Below are 12,502 nucleotides of genomic sequence, written 5' to 3' on the forward strand. Positions count from 1 at the left end.
GTTGATAACTTACAACCACTGAAACGGAAGGAGCGCAACATGTCAAAGCCACTTCTGGGCTGCGTTGCAGACGACTTTACCGGCGGCACCGATCTGGCCAGCATGCTGGTGAAGGGCGGCATGAGAACAGTACAGACGATCGGCGTTCCGGAAGGAACGGTCGTGGATGCTGATGCGATTGTCGTGGCACTGAAAACACGAACGCTACCCGTCGAGGACGCAGTACGCGAGTCCATCGATGCTCTACGATGGCTAAAGCAGATCGGTTGCAAGCAGTTCTACTTCAAGTACTGCTCGACATTCGACTCGACCCCGACAGGAAACATCGGTCCGGTGATCGACGCCATGATGGAGGAGCTCGGCACGAACTTCACGATCGCGTGTCCGGCGTTTCCGGAGAATGGCCGCACCGTCTATAACGGCTATCTCTTCGTCGGAGATGTCCTGCTTAGCGAGTCTGGCATGCGGAATCATCCCCTGACGCCGATGACGGACTCGAATCTGCTTCGCGTTCTCGCACCGCAAACCAGAAAAAACGTCGGACTCGTCGATCGACGTGTCGTGATCAGAGGAAGCGAGGCGATTCGCGCAGAGTTCGATCGGTGTAAACAAGGCGGTCAGCAAATTGCCATTGTGGATGCCATCGAGAACGATGATCTGTACCGGATTGACGCGGCGGTGGCAGAGTTTCCTCTGCTGACCGGTGGCTCGGGTCTCGCGATTGGACTGGGTGAAAACTTCAGGCGCGCAGGGATGCTAAGCGCCTCGACTGATGCCGCCACGCTTCAAGCCACGTCAGGTCGCATGGTATTGCTGTCGGGCAGTTGCTCGGTGGCGACAAATGCTCAGGTCGAACGCTGGTTGCAAGAGCACGCCGGGTTCAAGATCGATCCTTTGGCCATCCATCAAGGCGAAGACCTGGTGTCTCAGACCGTAGACTGGGTGATGCAGCATGAGGAGCCTGTTCTGGTCTATGCCAGCGCCATGCCCGAAGAAGTCGGACAGGTCCAGCATCAACTCGGTGTCGAGGGGGCCGGCCTGCTCGTAGAGAGGACGCTGTCAACGATCGCAGTAAGGCTTCACGAACGCGGATTCAACAAATTCATCGTTGCCGGCGGAGAAACGTCGGGAGCTGTTGTCAAGGCGCTGGATGTGAAGGGATTGCGCATTGGCGAGTCTATCGCTCCAGGCGTTCCATGGACACAGTCGATCGATGGGACCCCGATTGCGCTGGCGCTGAAATCCGGAAATTTCGGTACCGTCGGTTTCTTCGAGGAGGCAATGAGGCAATGTCCGTGAGCGAATCACAGATCCGTGACGAGATCGTGCAGATTGCCAAGTCAATCTTCGATCGGGGATTGACGCACGGAAGTACCGGCAATATCAGCGTGTCAGTCGAAGATGGATGGCTGCTCACACCGACGGGCGCCTCGCTTGGCAACCTCGATCCAGCACGGCTGTCGAAGCTCGATCGTGACGGGCGCCACATTAGTGGCGATGCTCCCACGAAGGAGAGTCTGCTTCATCTGGCAATGTACCAAGAGCGAAAGGGTGCAAGGGCTGTTGTGCATTTGCATTCCACGCATTCAGTTGCATTGTCGCTGGATTCCGAGCTGGATCCGGAGGATCTTCTGCCCCCCTTGACAGCTTACTATGTGATGCGGGTCGGCTCTCTTCCTCTGGTTCCATACTATGCGCCAGGTGATCCGAAGCTTGCCGACGCCATCAGGTCATGGGCCGGAAAGCATCACGCCATGCTGCTGGCTCACCACGGTCCGGTAGTGGCCGGAAGCAGTCTAGCCGCAGCAATGGATGCGGCAGAAGAGTTGGAGGAAACGGCAAAGCTCTTCATGATGCTTCGGGGCAGGGCAATACGTTCACTGTCTACCGAGCAGGTCGCGGCCTTGCGGAAGAAGTTCGGTACGCCCGGTTAGCTCGAAAGAGCGGGTCCCGGTGTCTGCGCACCAAGGAATACCGACGATCGGCGTCTGGCTCGCGTGGTCGGGTAGCTAAGGATTGACGTGACGGTTTGTCCTCTCGCACACTGGCGCCCATTGTTCGACTGGAATGGATCCCTAAGAGGGAGCCGAACGGGGATCTCACGCTATGCTGACGCGCCGGTTATCTTTGAACGCATTACGAGCCTTCGAGGCTACATCTCGGCTGCGCAGCATGTCCGCAGCGGCTGACGAGCTTTGTGTCACACACGGTGCGGTCAGCCGGCATATTAAGCTGCTCGAGGAGAATCTTGGGGTCACCCTTCTAAACCGCGGTCCGCACTCAACGGAGGCCACGCCAGCCGGTCGACGGTTGGCTGAGGACCTCGCTCGAGCCTTCGGACTGATCGAGGCGAGCCTCGATCAGTTCAAAGAGGGCCCGCTAACGATATCGTGCTCTCCATCTGTGCTGATGTTTTGGTTGTTGCCGCGCATTTCGCACTTCAATCAGAGCCATCCAGAAGTTCAGTTGCAGTTCAACATGAACTACGAGCATGTTGACTTTTTGCGGGATCGTATCGCGGTGGCGATAAGCAATTCCACCTTTACGCCGCCGCCTGATGTCGACATCAGAGACGTCGCGCTGGAAGAAATTGGTCCGGTCTGCGCGCCGGACTATGCCAGGTCAGCCGGCATTCGCGACCATGCGGATCTTCGTGAAGCACATCTTCTGGCGACAAAGACCAGGCCGGACGCGTGGCAAGACTGGGTGTCGAGTATTGGGCTTGAGGCGCAGCTACTGCCAAAGCAGCATTACGATCACTTTTATCTGCTTATTCAGGCTGCCGTGTGCGGGCTCGGCGTAGCCGTTGTGCCGAAAATGCTGGTGCAAAACGATCTCGAGTCGGGGAAGCTCGTGGCGCCATTCGGATTCACACCTGGCGGACGCAAGCTGGTTCTGTGGACAGCGGCTCGTCTTGTTTCTCGACCGGACGTGAAAATGCTGGTGGAATGGCTTGCGAATGAACTCGCCAGAACCAATGTTTCCGGCACCCAGACTACTTAATACTCCATACTCGCGTCAAATTTTTGGGCCCCGCGGCTCGGCAGGTCCTAGCAACCGCAAAACATTATCTAAATTATGCCGTTTCAACCCCGAGCGGAGGCGCTGGCGGGTTGTTTTTGAGATATCTGCTACGCAGAACGGGCCCGGCGGTGCTCAGCTATATTAGGACTTACCCCGAGCCGGCCTCTGCCGGCGTTGGCAAGGCTCGCCTGAGACCGCCCGTACCCCTTGATCTACAGTACTTTGCGGGTCTCACAGCGTTGGTTGTGAGTTTACCTGACAGCGCGCCCATTTTATTTGATTTGTCACCAGCCCGGCCCGAACTTATATTTCCTCCACGCAGTTAGATAACCGACATTTGGAGGAGCGGATATGCGTTTGGACGGAAAAATTGCATTGGTAACCGGTTCGGGCCAGGGTATCGGCCAGGCAATTGCAAACCGATTTGCCAGCGAGGGGGCTCATGTCATCGTGAGCGATATTGTGGCCGAACGCGCTGCGGCGGCTGCTGCTGAAATTCAGAAGAATGGCGGAAAATCCTCGTATCTGATTCTGGACGTCTCGAACGAAGGCAGCGTTCAAGCAGCGTTCGAGCAAATTGCCGCTGATTTCGGTGGTGTCGACATTTTCGTGAATAACGCCGGCGTGGGCATCAATGCCCCGTATGTTGAATACAAGCTGGCCGACTTCGAACTGATGCTGAAGGTCAATCTGACGGGGGCCTTTCTTTGTGGGCAGTACGCTGCACGCCAGATGCTCAAGAAGGGCAGTGGCCGGATCATCAATATCGTCTCGCTGTCCGGCCAGCGTGGCGGGATGGGGCGCACTGGCTATGGCGCATCGAAGGCCGGTCTCGAAGTGCTGACCAAAATTATGGCCGTTGAACTGTCTCCCCACGGCATCAACGTCAATGGCATCGCGCCGGGCCCGATCGAGTCGGATGTAACCACCGCGATGCACGCTGCAAGTGGAACGCGGGAAGCCTATCGCTATCTGGTTCCCATGCACCGATATGGCGAGGTCGAAGAGATTGCTGCTGCCGCGGCATTTCTGGCCAGTGGCGACGCAAACTATATCAACGGTCACATCCTGAACGTTGATGGCGGATTCGGTACTGCAGGTCTGATGTACCCGCTTCCGCGCACGGAAGCATGAGCGTCACGCAAATGGAAAACCTTCAAGTGGAACATCACTGCGCCACTGTCGGCGACTCCCGCGTTCACTTTGTGACCGCGGGACAGGGCCCCGCCTTGGTGCTGCTGCATGGCTGGCCGCAGACCTGGTACTCGTGGCGAAAAGTCATTCCGGCGCTCTCGCAGCGCTTCAAGGTAATAGCCCCGGACCTTCGCGGGCTTGGCGACTCTTCACGACCGCGAGACGGCTTTGATATGAAGCGCGTGTCCGGCGAGGTCGCGGAGCTATTGACCGGTGTACTGGGTCTCAAAGAGATCTATCTGGCGGGACATGACTGGGGCGGTCCTGCTGCCTTTGCCCTCGCAGCATTCAATCCGGGCCTGGTTCGCAAGCTGGTCATGCTGGATGCCGCTGTTCCCGGCGATGGTAGCGGGACGTACAACCAAAACGGACGACGCTGGCACCACGCCTTTCATCAAGTCATGGATTTGCCCGAAGCGCTGATTGCCGGTCGTGAAGACATCTACTACCGCTACTTCTTCAAGCAATTCGGGTTCGTCCAGGACGCGATTAGCGAAGAAGACATCGCGGAATACCTCCGCACGTACCGCGATATCGGCACGCTCCGCACGGGGCTCGGGTACTACCGCGCTGTTCCGCAAACCGTGCGTGACAACGAGGCGTGGTTGCGGGAGAACCGCCTACAGATGCCTGTGTTGGCCTACGGCGGCGGTGAAGCATTCGGTCGCGGCGAGGAAGGCTTCACGTCATTGCAGCGTGTGGCGACCGATGTGAAGGGCGGCGTCATTGCTAATTGCGGTCACTGGGTTCAAGAGGAGCGCCCGGACTTCGTAGTTCAAGAGATGGTCTCGTTCCTCGGGAGTTGAAGCGATGTCTGAATTGATTGCTATCGGTGAGTCGGTACCGCAGCAGAAGCGCTCGAGTACGCGTCCCGAATTCTTTGCCCGCTATCTTGTCGAGAGCTGGGTTCCTTCTGCCAAGGCCGCAGTCGTCATCGCTGGTGAACAATCCAGCGGTACGTTTATGCAACTGCCCGGAGAGACGGCAGAGCTGCAAGAGCGGTTCCGGGCCCGCGTCTGCAGTGTCGAGGATCTCGAGCCAGTCTCGGAGCCGACATTACGGAGTGCGCACGCGGAGCGCCGGGGCCATACTGGCAAGTACTATCGAGCGATCGTCGAGTTAGCATTCCCGATCGCGAACGTTGGCCCGAACCTTCCGACCCTACTCGCGACCGTTGCGGGCAATCTGTTTGAACTTGGCGAAGTCACGGGCCTCAAGCTGCTGGACCTCGATGTTCCTCCGGAATTCGCCGCTGCGTTTCCCGGGCCGCAGTTCAGTATCGAGGGCACCCGTAAATTGGCAGGCGTCTTCGACCGACCAATGATCGGCACGATCATCAAGCCGAGCGTGGGCCTGACGCCCGAACAAACCGCAGCGCTGGTAGACGATCTGTGCGCAGGGGACATTGACTTCATCAAGGATGACGAGCTGCTCGCCAATCCGCCGTATGCGCCATTCAAGAATCGCGTGGAAGCGGTTATGCCTGTGCTGCTCAAGCATGCCGATCGTCTGGGTCGCATGCCGATGTACGCATTCAATATCACCGGGGGCATCGATGAGATGCGGCGCAACCACGATATCGTTGTGGAGGCGGGCGGAACTTGTGTCATGGTGAGCCTCAACTGGACCGGCATGTCCGCCATCCAGAATCTGCGGGAATACTCCGAGCTTCCGATCCATGGCCACCGCAATGGGTGGGGAGCGCTCACACGTCATCCGTCACTGGGCTTTGATTTCCGCGCCTTCCAGAAGCTTTGGCGTCTGGCCGGGGTCGACCATGTTCACGTGAACGGGCTAAAGAGCAAGTTCTGGGAGCCCGACGATTCCGTCATCGCTTCGGCCCGTGCCTGTCTCACGCCGTTTGCGGGGGTTGCGCCAGCCATGCCGGTCTTTTCGTCCGGGCAGTGGGCTGGGGTCGCAACGGAACTCTACGGCTATCTCAAGACTACCGACCTGATGCACTTGGCTGGCGGCGGTGTCATCGGTCATCCGGACGGGATCGCCGCAGGTGTCACTAGCATGCGCCAAGCGTGGGAAGCCGCGGTCTCGGGCGTGAGCCTGGCAGAGGCGTCTGCGAAGCACACAGAATTGCGCAACGCCATCGCAGAGTTCGGATCCAAGCTATGAAATCCAATCTGAAGCTCGCATTCCTGGGCGACGACTTTACTGGGTCGACGGACGCCTTGGAGATGCTTGCAATGGCAGGTCTGCGTTGCGTGCTGTTTCTGCGCCAGCCATCGAAGGAACTCGTGGACCGATTCGACGGTCTGGATGCCGTGGGCGTTGCCGGAGACAGCCGCGGTATGACGCCAGAAGAGATGGACGCGCATCTTCCTGGGCTGTATCGCAGCCTTGTAGATCTTGATCCGGCGATTGTTCATTACAAGGTCTGCTCGACGTTCGATAGCTCGGTAGAAATTGGCAATATTGGGCACGCTATGCGCTTGGCCCGCGATTCTGGTCACTTCGCCGACGGGCCGATTGCCGTGCTTGGTGCCAACTCAGCGTTGCGGCGTTATTGCGTGTTCGGGAATTTGTTTGCGGCCTCGGCGACAGACGGTAACGTCTATCGCATTGACCGGCATCCGATTATGAGCGTCCACCCGGTCACGCCCATGCGTGAGTCCGACTTGGCTGTCCACCTCGCCAATCAGTCGCCAATGGACTTTGGGCGTTGCACCTATGGCGAACTTGAGTCAGCCGGTGAGCGCCTGGACGAGCTCTGCGACTCCCTCTGGGATTCGCAGAAGGATGCAGTGCTCTTCGATGGCGCGAATGAAGACCACATGAGCGCGGTCGGAAAGCAGCTTGTTCGATTGAGCGCACATGCTTCGCGGCCTTCCTTTGTGGTGGGATCATCGGGAGTCGAGTTCGCGCTGACTCGTGCCTGGGACGCGTCAGCCAACGTTACTCATGCCATGCCTGCGGCGGCGCCAGTAAGCCAAGTGCTGGCTATTTCAGGCAGCGGCTCGGAATTGACGGCGCGCCAGATCGAGAGAGCTGGCGAGAGCGGTTTCGAACTGATTGCGGTGAGCGCGCGGAATCTCGTTGACGATGGAAAGTGGGAAGCCGAAGTCGAAGATGCAGTGGGTCATGCGGTCACTTCGCTGAAGTCCGGCAAGAGTGTGTTGGTTCATACCGCAAAAGGACCTAGCGACCCGCGCATTGCGGAAATGTTGGCATACATGCAGCGCGACGGCGCGAGCGTCGCCCGAGCAAGACACGAGGGCGGCAGGCAGCTCGGCATCAGCCTCGGGCATCTGACCCGCGAGATCTTGAATCGCGTGGAGCTTCGACGTCTGCTGATCGCAGGGGGCGATACATCGAGTCAAATCATGCAGGTGGTCGGCGCCGACGCCTTGATGGTCTGCGCTCGACTTGCCCCCGGGGCCCCTTTGTGTCGATTGATTTCCAAGTCACCCTCGCTCGACGGCATGGAAGTGGCACTAAAAGGTGGTCAGATGGGCAATCTCAACTTTTTTGAGGAGGGTAGGCGCGGGATCGGGGGATAAATCCCCACCAGGCATTTCCGGGACACAGTGAAGGACAACCACGGTGTCCCGGACGAACAGTTGAGAAAGGCCTTCGCAGCACGGCTGGGCAAGTCCTGACGGATCGACATATTGCCCACAGCGTGACCGTACACGCGCTCGACGAAAGATCGGCGAATGCACCAGAGTCACGACAGAACAGATTCATAAAGGAGACAGACAATGGAAACGGTTCGTACGACGAAGCCGGACGCCGCACTCTCCAGCGGCATCGGCTGTCGGGGTTTACTAACGGCAGAGCGAGCGCTTGTACTCGCGGTTGAAACGGTGGCGGCCATCCTCGTGGCAGCCGAAGTACTGGTCCTGCTCGCAAGTGTTGTGTCGCGATACGCGCTGCACCAACCGCTGGTCTGGGCCGATGAGGTGGCGTCGATCCTGTTTCTGTGGTTAGCGATGATCGGGTCAGCCGTCGCATTTCAGCGCGGCGAGCACATGCGCATGACCGCAATGGTTAGCCGGGCATCCCCAAAGACCCGGAGTTTCCTTGAAGCATTCGCACTCACGACGTCGTTGCTGTTCATGGTGTTGATTTCACCATCGATCCTCCACTATGTTGAGGAGGAGGCGTTTATCCGCACACCAGCACTTGACATCCAGAACACGTGGCGTGCCTCGGCCATTGCTGCCGGATTTTTCCTGATGGCAGTGTTCTGCTTTATCCGTTTGATTCGCCACGGCGCAGCCAGGCAGACAATGCTTGCCGTTGCGGCCTCGGTGCTGGCAGCGGGGGGGATGTGGTTGCTGCAGCCGGCGTTCGGACAACTTGGCAATGTGAATTTGCTGATCTTTTTCGTCGGTGTTGTCGGCGCGTGTGTGTTCTCCGGCGTGCCGATCGCGTTTTCGTTTGCAGCCGCCACGCTGGGCTACCTTAGCCTTACAACTCAGACTCCCACGGAAGTGATCGTCGGTCGAATTGATGAAGGTGTGAGCCATTTGATTCTTTTGGCCATCCCGCTGTTCGTCTTCCTCGGCCAGCTCATCGAAATGAACGGCATGGCTCGCGCAATGGTGGGCTTCCTTGCCAGCCTGTTGAGCCACGTTCGCGGAGGCCTTCATTATGTGTTGGTCGGTGCTATGTACCTGGTATCGGGCATTTCGGGATCGAAGGCGGCAGACATGGCAGCAATCGCCCCGGTGCTGTTGCCGGAAATGAAGCAACGCGGTGCAAAAGAGGGTGACCTCGTTGCGCTGCTCGCTGCCACCGGTGCACAGACCGAAACCATTCCCCCGAGTATTGTTCTGCTGACGATCGGCTCGGTGACCGGGGTCTCCATCGCGGCGCTGTTTACCGGCGGCATGATCCCGGCCCTAGTTCTCGGGGTGATGCTTTGCGGGGTCGTGTACTGGCGGAACCGTCACGAGGTGGTTGCGCCCCGCACGGCGGCGGGACCGGGGGCACGCCGTGCAAGCCTCAAGGCCTTTGGCGTGGCCGCCCCAGCGATCGCACTGCCATTCGTGATTCGTGCAGCGGTGGTGGAAGGCGTCGCGACCGCGACGGAGGTTTCGACCATTGGCATTGTGTATTCGGTTGTTGTCGGAATCTTGTTTTACCGTCAATTCGATTGGAAGCGTATTGGCCCGATGCTCATTGAGACAGCATCGCTTTCAGGCGCGATTTTGCTGATCATCGGTACTGCAACCGGCATGGCTTGGGCGCTGACTCAGTCCGGCTTTTCGACTGCGCTGGCGCAGGCGATGAGCGGCCTTCCCGGCGGCAGCGCGGTGTTTCTTGCCGTGTCAATCCTGGCCTTCATCATCCTGGGTAGTGTGCTGGAAGGAATTCCCGCAATCGTGCTCTTCGGGCCGCTCCTGTTCCCTGTAGCGCGCGCCGTTGGGATCAACGAAGTGCATTACTCCATGGTGGTCGTGCTCGCAATGGGCATTGGCCTGTTCGCGCCGCCGTTCGGTGTGGGGTACTACGCTGCCTGTGCGATTGCCAAGGTGAATCCTGACAAGGGTATGCGGCCGATCATTGGGTACATCATTGCAATGGTAGTGGGTCTCATCTTGGTCGCCGTGTTCCCGTGGTTGTCCATCGGATTGCTGTAATCAAGTGAATAGAAACAGTCAATGGAGGCAAAAGTGAAAATTAGCCGTCGAAATTTTGCGATCGGGTTGGGCGCCGCTGCGGCATCTGTTGCGCTGCCACGGCTTGCGAGTGCCGCACCGCAATACACGTTTAAGTTTGGCTTCAACTTGGCAGAGAGCCATCCGATTACTGCGCGTGCCAAGGAAGCTGCCGAGAAGATTCTCAAGGAGTCAGGGGGGCGGCTCGAGGTGAGGGTGTTCCCTAACAATCAGTTGGGCGGCGACACCGATATGCTGGCGCAGCTCCGCACCGGCGGCCTCGAACTGTTCCTGAACTCCGGGATCAATGTGCTGTCAACTCTGATCCCGTCTGCATCGGTGTATGGGCTGGGCTTCCTGTTCCCCGACTATCCTGCCGTATGGCGTGCGATGGATGGTGACCTGGGCAAGTATGTGCGAGGCCAGATCTCGAAGGCCGGGATCATACCCTTCGACAAGATGTGGGATAACGGATTTCGCAACGTAACCACGAGTACCAAACCGATCAAGACTCCGGACGACCTGAAGAACCTCAAGATTCGGGTGCCGGTGGGCGCGTTGTGGACCTCGATGTTCAAGGCATTTGGTGCGGCGCCTGCCAGCATCAACTTCAACGAGGTCTATTCTGCACTGCAGACCAAGCTCGTGGACGGTCAAGAAAATTCGATGGCCAACATCTACACGGCCAAACTCTACGAGGTGCAGAAGTACTGCTCGATGACCGGCCATATGTGGGACGGATTCTTCTGCGTGGCGAATCGCAAGGCCTGGGAACGGCTCCCCCAGGACCTCAAGACTATTCTCGCCAACAACCTTAACGCAGCCGCGCTGGGTGAGCGCGAAGACATGCTCAAGCTGACATCGACCTTCCAGGAACAGATTGCGGCCAAGGGCGTGGTGTTCAACAAAGTGGATACGGCACCCTTCCAGGATGCGCTGAAGAAGGCTGGCTTCTACAAGGAGTGGCGCGCCAAGTACGGCGAGGAATTGTGGGCACTGGTGGAAGCCACTGCCGGCAAGCTGACTTGATGCAGGCGCGTAACACGCTTCATTAGACGTTTTCTTAATTCTCCATGGTTGGATTTTGGCCGGACCCATCTTCGATGGTTCCGGTCATGTTTTTTTAGGGACGGCGCGTTGCCTGACAGCATGCCGTCCAGCAGGCTGGGATCAAATGGACGCGAACCTATTGAATGATGAGATTGAACTGGCATGTGAGGCGCTGCGAGAAGGGCGGGTCATCGCCTATCCGACAGAGTCGGTCTTTGGCCTGGGGTGCAATCCTCTGGCCTTAGCTCCAGTGCTCGACGTTTTCGCACTGAAGAATCGCAACCCTGAACAAGGCTTTCTGCTGATTGCTTCCACCTTTGATCAGGTGGCCCCATATATTGACTTCAACAAGATTGCACCTAGTCGAGTCGAATCCATCTGCGCGCAGTGGCCGGGCCCCACTACCTGGATCTTTCCAGCATCCTCCAACGTGCCAGCCTGGCTGGTGGGGCGGCATGCGGGCATTGGACTGCGCGTGACGGCTCATCCCGTTGCGGCGGAGATTTGCCGTGTGTTCGGAAGGCCTATCGTATCCACGAGCGCCAATCCGCACGGGGCGGCTCCTGCGACCTCTGTCAAAGGAGTTCGCGAGTATTTCGGCGATCGGTTGGGAGCGATCGTGAATGGGGAATTGGGCGGCTTCGCGCGACCCACTCCGATCTTGGACGCGCTTACCGGCAAGGTTGTCCGCAACTGACTGGTGCGAGGTCCTTGAGGCGGGTGCCACGATAGCTACAGGACTGGAACTGCTATCATGTCATCTACTGGTGTAATGACATGAAGTGGGGCCTTTGCAATGGTTAGTCCTGAACCGATCCAGCGTCGCAGACTCTACGAAGACGTTCTAGAGCGACTAAGTGAGCGGATCCGCAGTGGCGAGATCGCGCCCGGTGAACAATTGCCCGCTGAGCGGGATCTGATGGAGCACTATGGGGTCGGACGGCCGGCAATACGGGAAGCACTTCAGTCACTTGAACGGGCCGGGATCATTGAGATTGTGCACGGAGAACGTGCACGAGTAGTCATTCCAACTGCTGATCATCTCATGAAGCAGATAGGCGCCGGCGCACAGCACTTACTTCGCTCCAGTCCCCATTCACTCGAACATCTTAAGGGTGCCCGGCTCTTTCTCGAGGCCGGGATGGCGCGCCTTGCCGCGGCGAATGCGACGGACTCCGACATCGAGCTACTGAGGAAAAGACTCGAAGAGCAGCGAGCCGCAAAGGATGATCCAGAAGAATTTCTTACCCGCGACATGGCCTTCCATCGTGAACTGGCGCGGACGACCGGAAACCCTATCTTTCCCGCTATCGTGGAAGCGCTTTTTCAATGGGCGCGCGAATACTATCGCGGAATCGTTCGCGCCCCCGGGGCAGAAGAGCTGACCCTGGAAGAACACCAGAAGGTCGTAGATGCAGTCGCCAAGCGAGACGGAGAAGCTGCAGCTAAGGCCATGGAAAACCATTTGACGCGTGCGAACGCGCTATACAAGAGTATTGAAGGTAGTGGCGTCATGGTCAGCTAACTAACGCTGCATCTTCAGTAAGGGAAGGCGCCTTTCGGGCGAGCCGTTTCATTAATCTGTTGAAATTTGGGGCGCTTTGACTAATCTAGCA

The 12,502-nt window shown here is 58.1% G+C and carries 11 protein-coding genes; all 11 read left to right on the forward strand.

The window, feature by feature from the left end; genetic code table 11:
• Window positions 1-39: 39 nt before the first annotated feature.
• A complete protein-coding gene (otnK, locus tag CTP10_RS23250) occupies window positions 40-1,299 on the forward strand; it encodes a 3-oxo-tetronate kinase (RefSeq protein WP_116323958.1) in 1,260 nt (419 codons plus the stop codon).
• Window positions 1,290-1,934 (forward strand): 3-oxo-tetronate 4-phosphate decarboxylase, encoded by a 645-nt coding sequence (otnC, locus tag CTP10_RS23255; RefSeq protein ID WP_116323959.1) that lies wholly within the window; start codon window positions 1,290-1,292, stop codon window positions 1,932-1,934. Before otnK ends, otnC begins: the two co-directional genes overlap by 10 nt.
• A gap of 172 nt (window positions 1,935-2,106) precedes the next feature.
• Complete coding sequence (locus CTP10_RS23260; protein ID WP_116323960.1) at window positions 2,107-3,003, forward strand: LysR substrate-binding domain-containing protein; 897 nt, start codon at window positions 2,107-2,109, stop codon at window positions 3,001-3,003.
• Window positions 3,004-3,375: 372 nt separating this feature from the next.
• Complete coding sequence (locus CTP10_RS23265) at window positions 3,376-4,158, forward strand: SDR family NAD(P)-dependent oxidoreductase (RefSeq protein WP_116323961.1); 783 nt, start codon at window positions 3,376-3,378, stop codon at window positions 4,156-4,158.
• Entirely contained in the window at window positions 4,155-5,024 is an 870-nt protein-coding gene (locus tag CTP10_RS23270; RefSeq protein WP_233528494.1) for an alpha/beta fold hydrolase, read from the forward strand. The genes CTP10_RS23265 and CTP10_RS23270 overlap by 4 nt, the downstream gene beginning before the upstream one ends.
• Window positions 5,025-5,028: 4 nt before the next feature.
• Window positions 5,029-6,345 carry a ribulose-bisphosphate carboxylase large subunit family protein gene (locus CTP10_RS23275; protein WP_116323962.1) on the forward strand — a complete coding sequence of 439 codons (1,317 nt, stop codon included), beginning with the start codon at window positions 5,029-5,031 and terminating at the stop codon, window positions 6,343-6,345.
• Entirely contained in the window at window positions 6,342-7,730 is a 1,389-nt protein-coding gene (locus tag CTP10_RS23280) for a four-carbon acid sugar kinase family protein (protein ID WP_116323963.1), read from the forward strand. The genes CTP10_RS23275 and CTP10_RS23280 overlap by 4 nt, the downstream gene beginning before the upstream one ends.
• A 201-nt stretch (window positions 7,731-7,931) precedes the next feature.
• On the forward strand, window positions 7,932-9,818 hold the full coding sequence (locus tag CTP10_RS23285; protein ID WP_116323964.1) for a TRAP transporter large permease: 1,887 nt from the start codon (window positions 7,932-7,934) through the stop codon (window positions 9,816-9,818).
• A gap of 21 nt (window positions 9,819-9,839) precedes the next feature.
• Window positions 9,840-10,865, forward strand: a complete 1,026-nt coding sequence (locus tag CTP10_RS23290; protein ID WP_116323965.1) for a TRAP transporter substrate-binding protein — start codon at window positions 9,840-9,842, stop codon at window positions 10,863-10,865.
• Window positions 10,866-11,010: 145 nt separating this feature from the next.
• Window positions 11,011-11,583: a Sua5/YciO/YrdC/YwlC family protein gene (locus CTP10_RS23295; RefSeq protein ID WP_116323966.1), complete on the forward strand. Its 573-nt coding sequence runs from the start codon at window positions 11,011-11,013 to the stop codon at window positions 11,581-11,583.
• Window positions 11,584-11,682: 99 nt separating this feature from the next.
• Window positions 11,683-12,411, forward strand: a complete 729-nt coding sequence (locus CTP10_RS23300; protein WP_116323967.1) for a transcriptional regulator NanR — start codon at window positions 11,683-11,685, stop codon at window positions 12,409-12,411.
• The last annotated feature ends 91 nt before the right edge of the window (window positions 12,412-12,502 follow it).

Source organism: Cupriavidus sp. P-10 (assembly GCF_003402535.2).
In the GTDB taxonomy this organism is placed as follows: domain Bacteria; phylum Pseudomonadota; class Gammaproteobacteria; order Burkholderiales; family Burkholderiaceae; genus Cupriavidus.